This is a genomic window from Streptomyces sp. Mut1, from assembly GCF_030719295.1.
GTDB lineage: Bacteria > Actinomycetota > Actinomycetes > Streptomycetales > Streptomycetaceae > Streptomyces > Streptomyces castrisilvae.
In genome coordinates, this window is the sequence record NZ_CP120997.1 from 3,649,147 (window position 1) to 3,666,734 (window position 17,588).

A 17,588-nucleotide genomic window follows, 5' to 3' on the forward strand; every position below is an offset into this window, starting at 1 on the left:
GCGCTTTAGTTGTCCGGGCCTCTTCACTCGACCAAAGAGCCGGGGACGCCTTACGATGCCCCGGGGGCGAGCGGACCCGACGATCAGTCAGCACCACGGGGAACGCAGGAAATGAGGCACCGGTGGCACCGAAGCGGCCGACCATGAAGGACATAGCGCAGCGCGCCGGGGTCTCCGAGAGCGCGGTCTCCTTCGCGCTCAACGACCGGCCGGGCGTCTCGGAGGTCACCCGCGCCCGGGTGCGGCGCGTCGCCGAACAGCTGGGCTGGCACCCGAGCACCGCCGCCCGCGCCCTGTCCGGCGAGGGCTCGGCCACCGTCGGCCTCGTCGTGGCCCGGCCGGCCGCGAATCTGGGCGTGGACTCCTTCTTCCTCCAGCTGATCTCCGGCATCCAGGAGGTCCTGGCGGAGCGCCGGCTCGGGCTGCTCTTCCAGGTGGTGGACGACGTGGCCGCCGAGTGCGGGGTCTACCGCCGCTGGTGGGCCGAGCACCGGGTCGACGGCGTGCTCGTCGTCGACCCGCGCACCGACGACCCCCGCGTCGCCCTCCTGGACGAACTGAGCCTGCCCGGCGTCGTCATCGGCGCCCTGCCCGGTACCGACACCGGACCCCACCCGGGCCTCTCGCAGGTCCGCGCCGACGACGCGGGCGCGATGGCCGCCGTCGTGGGCCGGCTGCACGAGCTGGGACACCGCCGCATCGTCCACATCGCCGGACTGCCCTCACTCGCGCACACCGACCGCCGCATCCGCTCCCTGCGCGTGGAGGCCGACCGGCGCGGCCTGACCGGGGCGCACTCGGTGACCACGGACTACTCGGACACCGAGGGCGCCGCGGTGACCCGCCGGGTCCTGGAGCGGGACGACCCGCCGACCGCGCTGATCTACGACAACGACGTGATGGCGGCGGCCGGGGTGGCCGTGGCGGCGGGCCTGGACGTCCAGGTGCCCGGCGATCTGTCGGTGGTCTCGTGGGAGGACTCCGCGCTGTGCCGGCTGACCGCCCCGTGGCTGACCGCGCTCTCCCGGGACACGGTGGCGTTCGGCCGGCTCGCGGCGCGGGAGCTGACGGCACTGCTCGACGGCGGCCCGGCCCGCACCGTACGGGTGCCGCTGCCCCGGCTCATCGAACGGGGCAGCACGGCGGCGCCGCGCTAGGCCCCTGTCTTCAAACTGCCGTCGTCGCCCGGCAGACGGCAGTTTGAAGACAGGGCCCTGGGCTCGGACACCCGCTGACCGGAGCGCCCCACGGTCGGGGCGGGCGGCTGCCGGAAACCGGCAACGGGCGGCGCACCGGCACCGAGGACACAAGGACACTGACCGGCCGGTCAGTTGATGACTTCCGTTGGCAGGGTCCATAATGCACGGGTAGCCCTTCACGCATCCCCCGTCGTGAAGGGCTACACCCCTGTGCGCTCCCCCGGCGGCGCGCGGGCCGCCCCGCCCGCGACCCGCCGGGGTCTTCACGGGCAAGGGACTCCCCTCGTGGCCCCCTGCCCGTGTTTTTTTGAGTTAACAGTGACTTAGAGTGTTTGCGCAAGCCCGCTCCGGGCACTGGATCGGAAAGCTCCCCCTCGCGCAACCCCGGGTGTCCCGCCCCCGGGCCGGGGCCCGGGGGTTGGTTACAGTACGAGCCCGTTGACCGAATCGAGCGCCGCCCGGGACCGGACAGGGGCCTGCGGCGGACGTGAACGTGGGGGCCGGATGGACAACGGCGAAGAGCGCGCGCCGGAGCTGCGGACGCTGCGCCAGAAGGTCGAGTACATGGTCGAGAAGACCTTCCCCGGCCGCAAGATCTCGGGCCGGGTCTTCGCCGACCTGGTCAAGGAGCGGGGCGGCTCCCTCTCCCACAGCTACTTCTCCAACATCCTGGCCGGCAAGGTCACCCAGCCGTCCGAGGAGATCCTCAAGGCGCTCGGTCTCGGCTTCGGCGTGGACTGGCGCTTCTTCAAGGAGGAGTCCGAGGTCGTCGACGACGTCGTCGCCGGGCTCCAGTTCCTGGCCAAGCGGCGGACCGGCGAGATCAGCGGACTGGCCGGGCGCGGGCTCGACGAGGACGGACTCCCGCCGGAGCTGCTCCAGTTCGCCCTGGCCCTGCTCCGGGACGCCGAGGACCGCGGGTCCGCCGCCGGCGGCGGACAGCGGGGCTGACCCGTGTCCATGCGGAAGCTGCGCAGGGAGTGCGAGGAGGGCCTCGCGGAGCTGCCGCTGCCCTCCCCGTTCTCCATACCCGGCCTGGTCGCCAACATGGAGGCGGCCCGCGGCCGCACCATCGTGCTGCACGAGATGCCCGACCGGCTGGCGCGTGTCAACGCCGCCTGCGGGCTGCGGCTGAAGACCGGCGGGACCAGCTTCGTGCTCTACCGCAGACGCCCCACCGAGTACCAGACCCAGCACGTCATCCTGCACGAGCTGTGCCACGAGTGGTTCGACCACGGCACCTCGCTCGACGCGGAACAGCTCCAGCGGCTGCTGCCCGTCTTCGACGCCTCCCTGATCTCCCGGGTCGTCGGTCCCGGCGGAACGCTGACCCCGGACGTCGTACAGGCACGCGCGCAGTACGACACCCACGACGAACGCATGGCCGAATTCGGCGCCTCACTCATCCCCCGGATGGCCCGCGACGTGACGAGCGATGACATGGTGGGGCGGCTCGCCAACTCGCTCTCGCGCCCGGTCGCGCACCGCCGCGGGGGCCTGTTCCGCCGCCCGTAACGCCCGTAACGCCCGCCCCTGTTGCCCCCCACCCACGAGGACTTCCGCCGTGACCCCGCTCGACCTCGCCGGCTATCTGGTAGCCGGCCTGATGACAGCCGTCGCCCTGTGGCGCATGCCGGCCGCCCTGTGGGGCGACGAGGAGGACCGCAGACGCCGGGCCCTGTGGGGCTGTTACGCGGGATTCGCCGTCGCGCTGTGGACCAAGACGCGGGTCGTGCGCGTCGGGCTCAACGACAGCCCGGTCACCGATCTCGCCGTCCTCATCAAGCACTACACGGCGACCATCGCGATTCTGGCCATTCTCAGCTACATCGTGGCCATCTACGGCCAGTACGCGGACGAGGGGGCCGTCCCCCGGCACGTACGGTTCGCGCGGCTCATCCAGCAGGTGGCGGCCAAGGCGTCCGCCGCCACCCTCGTCCTGCTGACCGTGCTGTTCTTCACCGTGGTCGACCGCTCCGTCCCCTCGGACCGCTTCGTCGCCGACCACGCCGGGCAGTGGGGCGCGACGCTGTACATGAGCGTGTTCTACCTCTACCTCGGCGCGGCGTCCGCCGTCTGCGCCTACCAGTGGGCTCTGGCCACCGCGAGCGCGCGGGCGCGCCATCTGCGGGTGGGGCTCGGGATGATGACGTTCGCGATGTTCATCGGCGTCGGCTACACCGTCAGCCGGACGCTGTTCCTCTGGGTCAGCGTCGTCGACCACCCGAGCGAGACCTTCGCGCTGCGCTTCGACGAGGTCACCGAGGCCGCCCAGGTCGTCCTGTTCGCCTTCTTCGCGGTCGGCGCCTCCGTCCCCGCCCTGAGCAACGTCCGCCGCCGCGCCAAGCTCTGGCGGTCTCAGGTGCGGCTGCACGGCCTCTGGTTCGAGCTGATGGCGGCCTTCCCCGACCAGCCCTTCGAGCCCCCGGCCCCGCTGGCGCGCGAGCTGACCCGCTTCGACACCCCGGCCGACCTGCGCGTCGACCGCTGGGCCGCGGACATCGCGGACGCGGTGGAGAAACTGCGCCACTACGTGCCCGACGCGCTGTTCCCCGCCGCGGAGGCCGCCGCCGGGACCGGCGGCCGGGAGCAGGCCGGACCGCTCGCCGACGCGTACTGGATCAAGGCGGCCCTCATCGCCCGCGACGCCGGGGCACCGGCGGGCGAGGCGGCGGCCGTCGGCACCCAGCACGCCACCGACCAGGACGGCGAGGTCGCCTGGCTGGTCCGGGTCGCGGCGGCGTACCGCACGGTGACCCCGGAACGGGCCCGTCAAATCCTGGAATCCGCTTCCGCGGCGAGCAAGGAGCAGCCGGCATGAGCACCACCGACACCACGGGCACCGCACCGGACGCCGTGCCCGACCACCGCGTCGCGCGCACGGTGACCGACATCCTCCAGCCGCGCAACCTGCTGCTCGTCGGCATGCTCTCCCTCGGCTACGCGGCGGCCGGGCACTGGACCGGGCTGCTCTGGGGTCTCCTTGGCGCCCTCTGCGCCGGGATCGTGCCCGCCGGGTACATCGAGTGGGAGCGCGGGCGCGGCACCTGGGGCGACCGCCATGTGGTCGACCGCACCAAGCGGGCGCCGATCTTCTTCGTCATCCTCGGTTCCATCGGCGCCGGTTCGGCGGTCATGGTGCTGGGCGGGGCGCCCGCCGGCATCCTGGCCGCGATGCTCGCGCTGTGGGCGATGACGGTCGTGCTGCTGACGGTCAACACGGTGTGGAAGATCTCCGTGGACGCCTCCGTGGCCTCGGCCGTCGTCGCCCTGCTCGCCGCCGTCCACTCACCGTGGTGGCTGTTCGGTTATGTGATGACGGCCGCCGTGGCCTGGTCGCGGGTGGCGCTCGGCTACCACACGGTCGGCCAGGTGACGGCCGGGACGGCGCTCGGGGCGACGACGGCGTGCGCGTTCCTGTTCGTATGAGCGGGGCCGCGCGTCGTTGAACGGACCCGGCGGGCAGTCCAAGGTGGGGGCGTGCCGAACTTCGAGATCACCACAGCGAGCGCGGACGACCTCCGGATGATGGCGGACTGGGCCCACGCCGAGAACTGGAACCCGGGCCTGACCGACGCTCCGGCGTTCTTCGCCGCCGACCCGTGCGGCTTCCTGATCGGCAGGCTCGACGGCACGCCCGTCTCCTGCGTCTCGGTGGTCCGCTACGACCCCGGCTTCGGCTTCCTCGGCTTCTACCTGACCCGCCCTCAGCTGCGCGGCCAGGGCTACGGGAGCCGGCTGTGGGCCGCCGGTACGGCACGGCTCGCGGGGCGCAACACCGGGCTCGACGGGGTGGTGAAGCAGCAGCCGAACTACCGGAAGTCCGGCTTCCGTCCGGCCTGGACGAACCTGCGCCACGAGGGCCTGGCCCCGCTGGACGTGGTACCGCCGCCGGGCGTCACCCTCGTGGACGTGCGGACGCTGCCGTTCGGCCAGGTGTCCGCGTACGACCGCCGCTTCTTCCCGGCCGGGCGCGACGGCTTCCTGGCCGCCTGGACCACCACCCCGGGACGCACCGCGTACGCCGCACTGTACGAGGGCGAGGTGCGGGGGCTCGGGGTGCTGCGCGCCGGCCGTACGTCCTCGCGTGTGGGACCGCTGTACGCGGCCACGCCGGGCATCGCCGAGGCCCTGGTGAGCGCGCTCGCGGCCACCGACCCGGCCACCCCGGTCGCGGTGGACGTGCCCGACGCCAACCCGGCGGCGCTGCGGCTGGCCGAACGCCTCGGACTCACCCCGACGTTCGAGACGGCCCGCATGTACACGGGCCCGGTCCCGGACATCGACCTCCCCGGCCTCTACGGCATCACCAGCCTCGAACTGGGGTGAGGCCTCAGACCGGCTCGACCCGGGTCCGCGAGGCCATCACCGCGATGTCGTCCTCGGCGCCCGGGCCGAAGCGTTCGAGCACCCGGTCCAGCAGCGTCTCCAGATCGCCGTCCTCCGGCAGGGTCAGCTCCCTGAGCCGGGCGACGCACGCGTCGATGTCCTCGTCGCGCCGCTCCACCAGCCCGTCGGTGTACATGAACAGCACCGTCCCGGGCCCGCACTCCATCTTGGCCGACCGGTAGCCGCCGAACCCGGTGCCGAGCGGCGGGCCCGCCGGTACGTCGCAGATCCGGGTGCCGGCCGCGCCCGGGTCGATGAAGACCGGCGGCAGGTGGCCCGCGCTGGCCACCTCGCACATCTCGCCGTCCCGGTCCACCACGGCGAGCAGGCAGGTCGCCGCCCGGTCGATCCCGGACCGCTCCACCATCCGGTCCAGCTGCTGGAGGATGCGGTGCGGGGGCAGCTCCTCGTCGGCCAGGAGCCGCAGCAGCGAGCGGTAGTGGCTCATCGCGACGGCCGCCTCGACGCCGTGGCCCATGACGTCGCCCATGGCCTTGAGGTGCCGCCCGTCCGGCAGCGGGATGACATCGAACCAGTCGCCGCCCACCAGGACGCTGCGGTCGGCCGGCAGATAGCGGGTGGCGACCTCGATGTGCGGGTGGGGCGGCCGGGGCTCGGAGAGCAGGGAGCGCTGGAGCTCCAGGGCGATGGTGTGCTCGTGGGTGAAGCGGCGCGCGTGGTCGAGGTGGACGGCGGCCCGCCCGGCGAGTTCCCGGGCCACCACCACGTCGTCGTCCGAGAAGACGGGCGAGCCGCCGCCCCTCATCAGGCCGAGGATCCCGATCGGGGCGCCGCGTACGGAGACGGGCACCACGACGGCCGAGTGCAGCCCGAGGTCCCGGTAGGCATCGGCCCACTCGGGGCTGGGGGCGGAGCGGTTCAGCTGCTCTTCGTCGGTGAGGTTCTCGACGATCGGCAGGTCGGTGGCCAGACAGCGCGGTACGGCGGCGTCCTCCTGGTGGTCGATGTAGTCACCGGCCACCCCGAACCGCTCGGCACCCGGGCTCAGCCCCCGCACGGCCGACATCGCCGCGCGCCGCAGCCGGACCACGCCGGGCGGTGCCGGGCGCACCGGCGGGGCGACGTCCCTGGGGAAGACCTCCACGATGGCGACGTCGGCGATCCCGGGGACGACGAGGTCGGCCAGCTCGGCGCAGGTGGTGTCCATGTCGAGCGTGGTGCCGATGCGGGTGTTGGCGCTGTCCAGGAGGCTCAGGTGGCGCTGGGCCTGGGCGAGCCGGCGCTGTTCGTCGTCGGAGGCCACGACCTCCAGCACGATCCCGACCACGCCGACGACCCGCTCGCTGATCTCCAGCCGGTGGTAGGCCCCGTGCCAGTAGCAGCGGGCGGTGCCGGACGCGGCGGGGAGTCGGCCGCTGGAGGTGATCTCGCGGGCCCGCCCGTCGGCGAGCACGGCGTGCATCAGGTCCTCGCGGGCGTCGATGTCCGGCATGACCTCGCTGGGGCGGCGGCCCAGGTGGGCGGCGGGCGGGAGGCCGTTGTGGCGGACGAGCGCCGGGTTGACGTACATGTAGCGCAGCTCGGTGTCGAACACGGCCACGCCCGCCGTCGTGCCGTCGAGCACGGCGGCGAGCGCCGTGACATCGATCGACGGCGGATGGTCGGCGTGGACCGGCAAGGCGTACCTCCTGGGGCAGGGCGCGGGCCGCCACACTGCCCGGCCCTTCATACTCGAACGCCCGGCCCGCTCCCGCATCCGCAGCACCGCCGACCGGTGTCACCCGGACCGTGCCCGGAAAGTCCCGCCCGGTCCGCGGGCGTACACCGGGGCCTTCCGGACCCCCTCAGTGCAGCGGCATCGTTCCCCCGGTCTCCGGCTTCCCCCGGGGTACGAGCACCGCGGAGAGGGCCGCGCACCCGGCCGCCGCCACCGCGCACACCAGGAAGGCGTCCCCGAATCCGGCGGAGGTGCCCGGGGCGCCCTCGATACCGGCCGCGGCCACCGTGGAGACGACCGCGACGCCGACCGAGCCGCCCACCTCGTGGAAGGTGTTGACCACGCCCGACGCGAGTCCCGCCTCCTCGTGGGCGACCATGCCGAGCGCGGTGGTGGTCGCGGTGACGAACACCGCGCCCAGCCCGAAGGCGGCCACCGCGAGACCCGGCATCAGCACCCCGTACACGCTGCTGTGCGCGCCGAGGCCGGCCAGTGGGGCGCAGGCGGCGGTGGCGATCACCATGCCGCCGACGGCGGTGGCCCGGCTGCCGGCCGTGGTGACGAGCCGCGAGCCGAGGTGCGCGCCGGCCCCGACGGCCACCGCGACCGGCAGGAAGACCAGGCCGGTCCGCATCGCCCCGAGACCGCGCGCGTGCTGGAGGTAGACCGAGCCGAGGAAGAAGAACGCGATCAGCAGCCCGGTGGCGACGAGCATCAGGAACGCCCCGGCGAGCACCGGCCGCCGGGTGAACATCCGCAGGTCCATCAGCGGTTTTCGGGCCGCCCGCTCGACGCCCGCGAACACCGCGTACAGGACCGCGGCGGCGGCGAGGGGCAGCAGGGTGCCGGTCCCGGCCCAGCCGCCGTCCCCGGCCTCGACCAGCCCGTAGATCAGCGCCCCGGTGCCGGCGGTCACGAGCACGGCGCCCGGCAGGTCGAGCCCGCCCGAGCGCCGCGGGGCGCGCGGGGGCACGACGGCGGGGAGCGCGGCCAGCAGGGCGAGGCCGACGGGCACGTTGACGTAGAAGATCCAGGCCCAGCCGGGTCCCCCGGTCAGCGCGCCGCCCGCGAGGACGCCGACCGCCGATCCGGTGCCGCCGATCGCGGCCCACACCCCGAGCGCTCTGGCGCGCGCGGGGCCGTGGAACGACGTGGTGAGCAGAGCCAGCGCGGCCGGGGACAGCAGGGCCGCGCCCACGCCCTGCGCGATACGGCCGGCGATCAGGACCGGGGCGCTGCCGGCCAGGCCGCAGGCCAGCGAGGCGGCGGTGAAGAGGGCCAGTCCGGCGAGCAGGGTGCGCCGGGCGCCCAGTGCGTCGGCGAGGCGCCCGCCGAGCAGCATCAGACCGCCGAAGCAGAGGGTGTACGCGGTGACCACCCAGGTCAGCGCGGTGCGGTCCAGGTGCAGATCGGCGGCCATGTCGGGCAGCGCGACATTCACCACGGTGACGTCGAGGACCAGCATGAACTGGGCCGCGCACAGCAGCGCGAGCATCAGCCCCGAGCCGTTCCGGGTGGCCGCGTGCGGGTGGGCCGCGTGCGGGGACGATGAGATGTCATGGGTCATGAACTGAACTGTACGGCTCAGTTCAGTTGAACTCAACAGTTCAGTTCAGGTCGCTGCTAGCATCGGCCCATGGACGAAAGGCCACGCCCCAGCGGACCCCGCGCCGAGGCCAAGCGCCGGGCCATCGTGCGGGCGGCCCGCGCCGCGTTCCTCCGGGACGGGTTCGGCGTCGGCATGGACGTGATCGCCGCCGACGCGGGCGTCTCGAAGGTGACCGTCTACAACCACTTCGGCAGCAAGGAAGCGCTGTTCACCGCGGTCATCGCGGGCGCGCTGGACGAACCGCTCGGCGGCGCCTCCACCACCGCGCTGGCCGGCCTCGCCGACGCCCCCGACCTGCGCGCCGCCCTCACCGAGGCGGCTCGCGCCTGGGTGGCCGCCGTCCGGGGCAACGCCGATGTGATCGCCCTGCGCAATCTCGTGGCCGCCGAGATGCACCGCTTCCCGGGGCTCGCGGACGCCTGGCGGGGACATGGGCCCGAGGGCCACCACCCGGCGGTCGCCGACGCGCTGCGGGAGCTGGCCGGGCGGGGGCGGCTGGTGATCCCCGACCTGGAGACCGCGATCGTCCAGCTCTACGCGCTGCTGGTCTTCCCGCACCTGGTCTTCGGCTCGTACGGCACGACTCTGGACGACGACGCCACGGACCGGCTGGTCACCCACGGCGTCGACATGTTCCTGGGCTACTACGCCCCGCCCGCACCGCCCGCCGCGTAGGACCCCGGGGTGGTGCCGAAGGCGTGCCGGAACGACTGGATGAACGCGCTCGGCCCGCTGTAGCCGCAGGCGGCGGCCACCGCGGTGACCGAGCCGCCGGACGCCAGCAGGGTCAGCGCGTGGTGCAGCCGGAGCTGGGTGCGCCACTGCGGGAACGACATCCCGGTCTCCCCGCGGAACAGCCGGCTCAGGGTGCGCGCCGAGGCGCCGACGGCCGCCCCCAGCTCGGTGAGGGTCCGCCCGTCCGCCGGGTCCTCCTGGAGGATGCGGGCGATGTCCCGCAGCCGGGCGTCGGCCGGTGACGGCAGGCAGACCCCGAGCGGCTCGACCCGGCGCAGCTGATCGAGCGCGACCCGCTCCAGATTCCGCCGCCTGCGCCGGTCGCCGATCAGCTCCGTGTCGTCGGTCAGGCAGGCCACGACCTCCCTGAGCAGCGGGGTGACGGCCAGCACGGTCGGCCGGTCGAGCCGCAGCGGATTGTCCTGCGGGGCGAAGCTGAGCGCCCGCAGCTCGGTCGGCCCGTACGCCAGGTGGGCGTGGACCACACCGGCCGGAATCCACACCGCCCGGTGCGGCGGCACGGCCCACACCCCGAGCGGGGTGGCCACCTCCAGGACCCCGCGCGAGGGGCAGACGAGCTGGTGCTCCAGATGGTGGTGGCTCTCGATGCGCTCCTGGTGGGCGAGCGGCACCCGGGCCGGACCGTGCAGGGTGCGGCAGGTTGGCGACATAAGTAGGCAGGTTATCGCTAGCCCGCCGATGAGCCCGGCCGGAATCCTCGAAGGGATCTCAGCAAGGAGCCGCCCTCATGACCGGTCCAGCCGCCCGGCAGACCCCGCCCGCCGACAACCCGCCGGCCGCGTCCGCATCCGAAACCGCGTCCGCCTCCCCGCCCGCTTCCGACTCCCCGCCCGCTTCCGCTTCCGCTTCCGGCTCCCCGTCCGCCCAGGGCCCCTCGGCCTGGCGCCGGATGCGGATGTGGGGCGCCGCGCACGCCGTGGACGACCTCTACCAGGGCCTGGTGCCCGCCTGTGTCCCGTACTTCGTGCTGGACCGGGGCTACAGCTATGTCGCCGCGTCCGGGCTCACCCTCGCCGCCGCCCTCGGCAGTTCGGTGCCGCAGCCCTTCATCGGCCTCGCGGTGGACCGTTACCGGCTGCCCCGGCTGGCCCCCGCCGGACTCGCCGTCGCGGGCATCGGACTCGGCCTGTCCGGGCTCGTCCAGCCGTACGCGGCCGTCTGGCTGCTGATCCTGCTGTCCGGGCTCGGCGTCGCGATGTTCCACCCGGCGGCGGGCAAGGCGGCCCGGGAGGCCGCCGGGGACAGCGCGTCCGCGATGAGCGTCTTCGCGGCGGGCGGCAGCGTCGGCTTCTTCCTGGCCCCGGTGCTCGCGACCCCGGCGCTGGTCGCGATGGGGGTGGGCGCGACGGCCCTCTTCATCCCGCCGGCCGTCCTCATGGCGTTCGTGCTGCTCAGGCACCGCCCGGCGGCGGCCCCCACGCGCAAGGGCGCGCGGGCGGGACAGGACCGGTGGCGGCCGTTCCTCTTCCTCACCGGCATCGAAGTGGTGCGCTCCGTGGCGTTCTTCGGGGCCATCACCTTCATCGAGCTGTTCTGGATCCGCCATCTGCACTCCGGCCGGGGCATCGCGGGCGTGGCGCTCGCCTGCTTCCTCGTCGGCGGAGTGGCCGGCACGCTGCTCGGCGGCCGGATCGCGGACCGCGTCGGCATGGTCCGTACGGTCCAGCTGGGCGGCGTCGCCGCCGTACCGGCCCTGATCGCGCTGCGGGTGACCCCCGGAACACTGTTGCCGCTGCTGTTCGCGGTCCTGGCGGGCCTCGCGCTGAACGTCCCGTTCGCCGTCCTGGTCAAGCTCGGCCAGGACTACCTGCCGGGGCGCCCCGGCACGGCGGCCGGTGTCACGCTCGGCCTGGCCGTCAGCGTCGGCGGCCTGATCGCCCCGGCGCTCGGCGCGGCCGCCCAGACGTACGGACCGCAGGGCGTGTTCACCATCCTGTGCGCGATCCCCGTGCTCGCCCTGGTGCTCGGACTCTTCCTCACGGAACCGGAACCGCTGCCGGGCGACTGACCGTCCCCCCTGGCGAAGGCATGCTGTACGGACACGGGCGCCGGTAACCGCCGCAGCGCCCAGTACCGAAGGGCCACGCCATGGGATCGTCACCGCACATCGGCTCACGCGTACCGGAGTTCACCCTCGCCGGGGGCGTCCTCGACGGGGACGCCTTCGAGCGGCGCGACTACGCGCTCGCCGAGGCGCGCGGGCGGTCCCTGGTGCTCGCCTTCTACCCGGGCGACAACACGGCCGTGTGCACCAAGCAGCTGTGCTCGTACTCCTCGGGCCTGGAGACCTTCGAGGCGCTGGACGCCGAGGTCTGGGGGATCAGTCCACAGGGTGTGGACAGCCACGAGTCCTTCGCCCGCGCCCATGGGCTGCGCATGCCGCTGCTGGCGGACCCGGGCCGGGAGACCGCCCGGCTGTTCGGGGTCGCCGCGCCCGGGATCGGCGTACGGCGTGCCGTCTTCCTGATCGACGCGGACGGGGTGCTGCGGTGGAAGCATGTGGCCCTTCTGGGGGCCACGTTCCAGTCGGCGGACACCCTGGCCGACCAATTGTCCGGCATCAAGACCAAGTAAAAGATTGCCGGGTTCCGGCAGTGTCTTCATGGGGGCGCGTATGGGATCATCCAGCCAGTTCGACGGAAATGTTCGGGGGATGCCGGAACCGGGAGGGGTGATCACGTGACCTTGTTTCTCGGTCTCGGCATCGCGGGGGTCGTGCTGCTCGCGCTGTCCCTGGTCTTCGACGGGATTCTCGAAGGGCTCTTCGGAGGCCTGCTGGAGGGTCTGTTCGGCGGGCTGGTCTCCCTTCCGGTGATCGCCGGATTCCTCTCGATGCTCGGCTTCGGCGGCGCCATCGTGCTCGGCACGACCGGCGCCGGCACGCTCGCCGCCACCGTGGCGGGCGTCCTGGCCGGGCTGGTCGCCGCAGTGCTGACCTGGAAGTTCAGCCGCGCCCTGATGCGGGACCAGACCGACGCGACCCCGCGCAACCAGGATCTCGTCGGCACGTCCGGCTCGGTGGTCACGGCCATCCCGGCCGACGGGTACGGCGAGGTTCTGCTGCGGCTCGGCGGACAGCTGGTCAAGCTGTCCGCGAAGAGCCCGGTGCCGGTCGCACGCGGCGCCGAGGTCTGGGTCGAGGCGGCCCTCTCCAGCACCGCCGTCTCGGTCCGTCCGGTCGAACGCTGACCCGGTACGCCCGCCGTTCCATCACCGCACGCCATACAACTGCCCCCACCAGGAGGCAGAGGGGGACACCCTGATGAGTCCAGTAATGATCGCCGTCGTCGGAGTCGTCGTACTCCTGTTCCTGCTCGCCCTCGCCGTCATCACCCGTTACAAGGTGGCCGGCCCCAGCCAGGCGTTCATCATCACCGGCCGCCGCGGCAAGAAGTCGGTCGACCCGGTGACGGGCCGGGCCAGCATCGACAACAGCGGCCAGAAGGTCGTCGTCGGCGGCGGCGTCTTCGTCGTCCCGTTCGTCCAGCAGAAGTTCACCCTGGACCTGTCCAGCCGGCACATCCCGGTCGCGGTGCGCGGCGCCGTCACCCTGCGCGGCGTCAAGTCCAACCTCGAAGGCGTCGCGATCGTCAAGGTCGGCGGCAGCGAGGACGCCATCCGGGCCGCCGCCCAGCGCTTCCTGCGCCAGCAGGACGGCATCGTCGGCTTCACCCAGGAAGTGCTCTCCGGCGCGCTGCGCGCCATCGTCGGCCGGATGTCGGTCGAGGACATCATCCGCGACCGTGCCGCGTTCGCCGGCCAGGTGGCGGAGGAGGCCGAGGCGAGCCTGTCCGGCCAGGGCCTGATTCTGGACGCCTTCCAGATCCAGGACATCACCACCGAGGGCTCCTACCTGGAGGACCTCGGACGCCCGGAGGCGGCGCGCGCCAAGCAGGAGGCGGACATCGCCGAGGCGAACGCCCGCCGCGCCTCGGAGCAGGCCCGGCTGAAGGCCGCCGAGGAGATCGCCATCGCCGAGCGGACCTTCTACCTCAAGCAGGCCGAGATCAAGGCGGAGACCGAGGCGGCCGCCGCCCAGGCCGACGCCGCCGGTCCGCTCGCCGAGGCCGCGCGCCGGCAGGAGGTCCTGAGCGAGCAGGAGAAGGTCGCCGAGCGCCAGGCCGCGCTGACCGACCGCGAGCTGGACACCAAGGTCCGCAAGCCCGCCGACGCAGCCCGCTACCAGGCCGAGCAGGAGGCCGAGGCGCGTCGTATCGCCCAGGTCAAGGAGGCCGAGGCGGAGGCCGAGCGCTCCCGGCTGACCGGTGAGGGTGAGAAGCTGCACCGTTCCGCGCTCGCCGAGGCCGTACGCATCGAGGGTGAGTCGGAGGCCGCCGCCATCGCCGCCCGCGGTTCGGCCGAGGCCGAGGCCATGCAGAAGAAGGCCGACGCCTTCGCGCAGTACGGTGACGCGGCCGTCCTCCAGATGCTCGTCGAGGTGCTGCCGCAGGTCGTCGCCAAGGCGGCCGAGCCGATGAGCGCGATCGACAAGATGACCGTCATCTCGACGGACGGGGCGAGCCAGCTCTCCCGTACGGTCACGGACAACGTCGCCCAGGGCATGGAGCTGCTCAGCTCCACCACCGGGGTCGACCTCGCCGCCCTGCTGAAGAACCTCAAGGGCGCGGGCCCGAAGCCGGTGGCGGCCGAGGCCGCCGCCGGGACCGCCGGGGCGGCGGACGGAAAGATCGAGATCAGCGACTGATCCCCACGCGGTGCCCCAGGTGCCCGGCTGGTCGTGCGACCGGCCGGGCACCCGCATGTGCGGGCCCGGAAACCCCGGAACGGGGTGGCCGAAAATCGTCGCTCCCGGACGGCCGATGGCTCCGGATAAGGTAATGCGGGTCTAAAGACATCGCCAAGTGTTCCGCGCGTGCCGCGCGCCCCTCGGGAGGAAGCCATGGGAACCCACCGCACCACGCTGCCCGGAGTCGGCGTCCAGTACGACTACACGACCGAGTCGGGTCAGCACATCTCCGTCGTGGTCCACCACGACGGGCGCCGGTTCATCGGCTTCTACGACCAGGACGACCCTGATTCGTGCCGGCTCTCCGTACCCCTGACACCACAGGAGGCCACCGGGCTGGCCCACCTCATCGACTCCGCCCCGATCGACGCCGTACGGACCGATGGCATCGATCTGGTCACCGAGCACATCCCGCTCGGCAGCCGCTCGCCCTACGGCGGCCGGCTGCTCGGCGACACCAAGGCGCGGACCCGGACCGGCGCCTCGATCGTGGCGGTGCTGCGCACCCACAGCGCGCATCCGTCACCCGGGCCGGACTTCCGGCTGGCCATCGGCGACACGCTCGTCGCCGTCGGAACACGCGAGGGCGTCGACACGCTCTCCGAGATCATTGCGGAGGGCTGACAGTGCACGACACGACCGCACTACTGGTGGAGCTGGGCTCCGTCATCCTGGGGCTCGGCATCATCGGACGGTTCGCCGGGCGGATAGGACTCTCGCCGATCCCCCTCTATCTGCTGGCCGGGCTGGCCTTCGGCAAAGGCGGTCTGCTGCCGCTCCAGGCCAGTGAGGAGTTCACCGCCGTCGGCGCCGAGATCGGCGTCATCCTGCTCCTGCTCCTGCTCGGACTCGAATACAGCGCGTCCGAACTCGTCACCAGCCTCAAGACGCAGTACCCGTCCGGCGCCGTGGACTTCGTGCTCAACGCGACCCCCGGCGCCGTCGCGGCGCTGCTGCTCGGCTGGGGCCCGGTCGGAGCCGTCGCCCTGGCCGGTGTCACCTGGATCTCGTCGTCCGGTGTGATCGCCAAAGTCCTCGCGGACCTCGGACGCCTCGGCAACCGCGAAACCCCCGTCATCCTCGGGGTGCTGGTCATCGAGGACCTGTCGATGGCCGTCTACCTGCCGCTGCTCACCGCGATGCTCGCGGGCGTCGGCCTCGCCGGCGGCAGCATCGCACTGCTGATCGCGCTCGGCACGGTCGGTCTGGTGCTCTACCTCGCGCTGCGGCACGGCCGGCTGATCAGCCGCGCGGTCTCCTCCGACAATCCGGAGATGCTGCTGCTCGTGGTGCTCGGGCTGACCGTTTTGGTCGCCGGGGTGGCCCAGCAGCTCCAGGTGTCCGCCGCCGTCGGCGCCTTCCTCGTCGGCATCGCGCTCTCGGGCGAGGTCGCGGAGGGCGCGCGCAAGCTGCTGTCCCCGCTGCGGGACCTGTTCGCCGCCGTCTTCTTCGTGTTCTTCGGGCTCTCCACCATTCCCTCCGACATCCCGCCGGTCCTGCTGCCGGCCGCGCTGCTGGCCGTCATCACCGTCTTCACCAAGATCGGCACCGGCTGGTACGCGGCCCGGCGCGCCGGCGTGGGTGCGCCCGGCCGCTGGCGGGCGGGCGGCACGCTCGTGGCGCGCGGCGAGTTCTCCATCGTCATCGCCGGTCTCGCCGTGGCGACGGAGCCCCGGATCGGGCCCCTCGCCACCGCGTACGTCATGATCCTGGTCATCATCGGCCCGCTCACCGCCCGCTGGACGCAGCCGGTCGTCGCGCTCATCCAGAAGCGGCGCGGCAAGGGCGAGACTCCGGCCACCGCGAGCGGCGCCTCGATCCCCGCGGCGCGTACGCCCGCGCAGGAGGAAGTCTCGGCCTCCTCGGAGTGACGGGCCCGCCGGAGCGATGGCGGGGCCGCTCAGCGCCTTCCGCCCCGGGGTGACGACTGCCTTCGCGGGACGACCACCTCTGAGCAATCGTTTCTTCGGAGGAGTTGGCCGCCGCGCTCCGGCTCAGGTGCCCTGCGGGGCCGGGAGGTCGGGGGGCCAGCCCAGCGGGTAGGCGTCGGTGCCCTCGGCGGGGGCGGCCGCCTCGCCGCCCGCGTCCGTGAACGCCCGCAGCGCGTCGATCAGCGCGGCGCGCTGCCCGGGGGCGAGGCGCTGGACGATCGAAGCGACCTCCCGGCGGCGGCCGGCCGTCACCTCCTCGACGAGCCTGAGCCCCTCGGGGGTCACCCGCAGCACCGTCTCACGGCGGTTGCCCGGGTTGACCTGACGCTCCGCCAGGCCCGCCGCGATCAGCCGGTCCACCATGCGCATCGCGGTCGACGGGTTGACGCCGAGCCGCTCGGCGAGCGAGACGAGCTTGGCGTCCCCGTGCGTGGCGAGCACCACGAGCAGCCGGAACTGGGGCAGCGTCACCCGGTCCTCGACCGCCGCGAGCGACCGGGCCGATACGGCCACCAACAGCCGCGACGCGGTCAGCACCGCGCGCGTCACCGCGTCGACGTCATCCCGGTCGGGAGCGTTCGGGGGGTCATCGGGTGCCTGTCCGTGCGCGGCCATGCCCCTTTTTACCGCGCGCGGGCTTCTTACTCGAACCCGCGGTGGTCCGATGCCGAAATGGTGCCCAACCGGTATCGGACCGTCCGCGTGCGACGGTGGCACCGACCATTGGATCGTGCAACGTTTGCACAGTGACGCACGAACCCGCGGCTTCGCCCGCTCCCCGGCGCCCGGCCCCGCCGACCGGCTGGCGGCGCACCGCCTTCCGGCTGCCCGTCCACATGTTCCGCATGGGGCTCGGGCCGCTCTTCGGGGGCCGGCTGCTGCTGCTCGTCCACACCGGCCGTGTCTCGGGCCTCTCCCGCCGGACCGCCATCGAGGTCGTCGAGGCCGCCCCGCACGCGGACCGGCCGAGCTGGACCGTGGCGTCCGGCTTCGGCCCCGGCGCCGACTGGTACCGCAATCTGGAACACACCCCGCAGGCCACCGTGCAGGTCGGCCGCAGGTTCCACGCGGTGACCGCGCAGGTCCTGACCGCCGAGGAGGGCGGCGAGCTGATGGCGCGGTACGCGCCCCGCCACCCCAGGGTCGCCCGCAGGCTCTGCGCCTACATGGGGTTCACGGTGGACGGCAGCGCGGAGGACTACCGGCGGGTCGGCGAGTCCATTCCGTTCGTCCGGCTGACCGAGGGCGCCGCACCCCCTGCCCGGCCGGAGCGCTGACG

At 73.2% G+C, this 17,588-nt stretch carries 18 protein-coding genes; 14 read left to right on the forward strand and 4 right to left on the reverse strand.

The features are described 5' to 3' along the window. Nucleotides 1-143 precede the first annotated feature (143 nt). From P8A18_RS15715 to P8A18_RS15740, 6 genes are all read left to right on the forward strand, one after another. The gene (locus tag P8A18_RS15715) at nt 144-1,157 is read left to right on the forward strand and encodes a LacI family DNA-binding transcriptional regulator (protein WP_306060932.1); all 1,014 of its coding nucleotides are present in this window, start codon (nt 144-146) and stop codon (nt 1,155-1,157) included. A gap of 546 nt (nt 1,158-1,703) precedes the next feature. Then, nucleotides 1,704-2,150: a hypothetical protein gene (locus P8A18_RS15720; protein WP_306055242.1), complete on the forward strand. Its 447-nt coding sequence runs from the start codon at nt 1,704-1,706 to the stop codon at nt 2,148-2,150. Between the two features lie 3 nt (nt 2,151-2,153). After that, on the forward strand, nt 2,154-2,714 hold the full coding sequence (locus P8A18_RS15725; RefSeq protein ID WP_018553753.1) for a hypothetical protein: 561 nt from the start codon (nt 2,154-2,156) through the stop codon (nt 2,712-2,714). 49 nt (nt 2,715-2,763) lie between these two features. Then, the gene (locus tag P8A18_RS15730; RefSeq protein ID WP_306055244.1) at nt 2,764-4,020 is read left to right on the forward strand and encodes an MAB_1171c family putative transporter; all 1,257 of its coding nucleotides are present in this window, start codon (nt 2,764-2,766) and stop codon (nt 4,018-4,020) included. Continuing rightward, nucleotides 4,017-4,628: a phosphatase PAP2 family protein gene (locus P8A18_RS15735; RefSeq protein WP_306055246.1), complete on the forward strand. Its 612-nt coding sequence runs from the start codon at nt 4,017-4,019 to the stop codon at nt 4,626-4,628. Before P8A18_RS15730 ends, P8A18_RS15735 begins: the two co-directional genes overlap by 4 nt. Before the next feature lie 51 nt (nt 4,629-4,679). Then, the gene (locus tag P8A18_RS15740; protein ID WP_306055248.1) at nt 4,680-5,528 is read left to right on the forward strand and encodes a GNAT family N-acetyltransferase; all 849 of its coding nucleotides are present in this window, start codon (nt 4,680-4,682) and stop codon (nt 5,526-5,528) included. 4 nt (nt 5,529-5,532) lie between these two features. Here P8A18_RS15740 and P8A18_RS15745 read toward each other — a convergent pair whose 3' ends face one another. Both P8A18_RS15745 and P8A18_RS15750 read right to left on the reverse strand, forming a co-directional pair. Beyond that, a complete protein-coding gene (locus tag P8A18_RS15745) occupies nt 5,533-7,227 on the reverse strand; it encodes a SpoIIE family protein phosphatase (protein WP_306055250.1) in 1,695 nt (564 codons plus the stop codon). Nucleotides 7,228-7,393: 166 nt separating this feature from the next. Further along, nucleotides 7,394-8,833, reverse strand: coding sequence for an MFS transporter (locus P8A18_RS15750; protein ID WP_306055252.1), 1,440 nt, complete (start codon nt 8,831-8,833; stop codon nt 7,394-7,396). A 69-nt stretch (nt 8,834-8,902) separates the two neighbouring features. On the opposite strand from P8A18_RS15750, the gene P8A18_RS15755 reads away from it, so the two are divergent. Then, on the forward strand, nt 8,903-9,550 hold the full coding sequence (locus P8A18_RS15755; RefSeq protein ID WP_306055254.1) for a TetR/AcrR family transcriptional regulator: 648 nt from the start codon (nt 8,903-8,905) through the stop codon (nt 9,548-9,550). Here the strand turns inward: P8A18_RS15755 and P8A18_RS15760 are convergent. Beyond that, the gene (locus P8A18_RS15760; protein WP_306055255.1) at nt 9,520-10,281 is read right to left on the reverse strand and encodes an AraC family transcriptional regulator; all 762 of its coding nucleotides are present in this window, start codon (nt 10,279-10,281) and stop codon (nt 9,520-9,522) included. The genes P8A18_RS15755 and P8A18_RS15760 overlap by 31 nt on opposite strands. Nucleotides 10,282-10,526: 245 nt before the next feature. On the opposite strand from P8A18_RS15760, the gene P8A18_RS15765 reads away from it, so the two are divergent. The 6 genes from P8A18_RS15765 to P8A18_RS15790 all read left to right on the forward strand — a co-directional run bounded on the left by P8A18_RS15765 (nt 10,527) and on the right by P8A18_RS15790 (nt 16,249). Beyond that, on the forward strand, nt 10,527-11,639 hold the full coding sequence (locus P8A18_RS15765; protein WP_306060934.1) for an MFS transporter: 1,113 nt from the start codon (nt 10,527-10,529) through the stop codon (nt 11,637-11,639). A gap of 80 nt (nt 11,640-11,719) precedes the next feature. Beyond that, the gene (locus tag P8A18_RS15770) at nt 11,720-12,205 is read left to right on the forward strand and encodes a peroxiredoxin family protein (RefSeq protein WP_306055257.1); all 486 of its coding nucleotides are present in this window, start codon (nt 11,720-11,722) and stop codon (nt 12,203-12,205) included. A gap of 105 nt (nt 12,206-12,310) precedes the next feature. After that, complete coding sequence (locus P8A18_RS15775) at nt 12,311-12,820, forward strand: NfeD C-terminal domain-containing protein (protein ID WP_306055260.1); 510 nt, start codon at nt 12,311-12,313, stop codon at nt 12,818-12,820. Nucleotides 12,821-12,893: 73 nt separating this feature from the next. Next, on the forward strand, nt 12,894-14,336 hold the full coding sequence (locus tag P8A18_RS15780) for a flotillin family protein (protein ID WP_306055262.1): 1,443 nt from the start codon (nt 12,894-12,896) through the stop codon (nt 14,334-14,336). 195 nt (nt 14,337-14,531) lie between these two features. Beyond that, the gene (locus P8A18_RS15785; RefSeq protein WP_018553765.1) at nt 14,532-15,002 is read left to right on the forward strand and encodes a cation:proton antiporter regulatory subunit; all 471 of its coding nucleotides are present in this window, start codon (nt 14,532-14,534) and stop codon (nt 15,000-15,002) included. 2 nt (nt 15,003-15,004) lie between these two features. Then, entirely contained in the window at nt 15,005-16,249 is a 1,245-nt protein-coding gene (locus tag P8A18_RS15790; protein ID WP_306055264.1) for a cation:proton antiporter, read from the forward strand. A 123-nt stretch (nt 16,250-16,372) separates the two neighbouring features. Here the strand turns inward: P8A18_RS15790 and P8A18_RS15795 are convergent, their stop codons facing one another. Then, a complete protein-coding gene (locus P8A18_RS15795) occupies nt 16,373-16,924 on the reverse strand; it encodes a MarR family winged helix-turn-helix transcriptional regulator (RefSeq protein ID WP_306055266.1) in 552 nt (183 codons plus the stop codon). Between the two features lie 131 nt (nt 16,925-17,055). Between P8A18_RS15795 and P8A18_RS15800 the strand changes: the two genes are divergently transcribed. Beyond that, the gene (locus P8A18_RS15800; RefSeq protein ID WP_306055268.1) at nt 17,056-17,586 is read left to right on the forward strand and encodes a nitroreductase family deazaflavin-dependent oxidoreductase; all 531 of its coding nucleotides are present in this window, start codon (nt 17,056-17,058) and stop codon (nt 17,584-17,586) included. The last annotated feature ends 2 nt before the right edge of the window (nt 17,587-17,588 follow it).

Excerpts from the sequence above, each read along its gene's own strand:
- P8A18_RS15760 (WP_306055255.1), bottom strand. The coding sequence starts at position 10,281 with ATGTCGCCAACCTGCCGCACCCTGCACGGTCCGGCCCGGGTGCCGCTC.
- P8A18_RS15735 (WP_306055246.1), top strand. The coding sequence starts at position 4,017 with ATGAGCACCACCGACACCACGGGCACCGCACCGGACGCCGTGCCCGAC.
- P8A18_RS15785 (WP_018553765.1), top strand. The coding sequence starts at position 14,532 with ATGGGAACCCACCGCACCACGCTGCCCGGAGTCGGCGTCCAGTACGAC.
- P8A18_RS15715 (WP_306060932.1), top strand. The coding sequence starts at position 144 with ATGAAGGACATAGCGCAGCGCGCCGGGGTCTCCGAGAGCGCGGTCTCC.
- P8A18_RS15720 (WP_306055242.1), top strand. The coding sequence starts at position 1,704 with ATGGACAACGGCGAAGAGCGCGCGCCGGAGCTGCGGACGCTGCGCCAG.
- P8A18_RS15750 (WP_306055252.1), bottom strand. The coding sequence starts at position 8,833 with ATGACCCATGACATCTCATCGTCCCCGCACGCGGCCCACCCGCACGCG.
- P8A18_RS15780 (WP_306055262.1), top strand. The coding sequence starts at position 12,894 with ATGAGTCCAGTAATGATCGCCGTCGTCGGAGTCGTCGTACTCCTGTTC.
- P8A18_RS15795 (WP_306055266.1), bottom strand. The coding sequence starts at position 16,924 with ATGGCCGCGCACGGACAGGCACCCGATGACCCCCCGAACGCTCCCGAC.
- P8A18_RS15770 (WP_306055257.1), top strand. The coding sequence starts at position 11,720 with ATGGGATCGTCACCGCACATCGGCTCACGCGTACCGGAGTTCACCCTC.
- P8A18_RS15765 (WP_306060934.1), top strand. The coding sequence starts at position 10,527 with ATGTGGGGCGCCGCGCACGCCGTGGACGACCTCTACCAGGGCCTGGTG.
- P8A18_RS15755 (WP_306055254.1), top strand. The coding sequence starts at position 8,903 with ATGGACGAAAGGCCACGCCCCAGCGGACCCCGCGCCGAGGCCAAGCGC.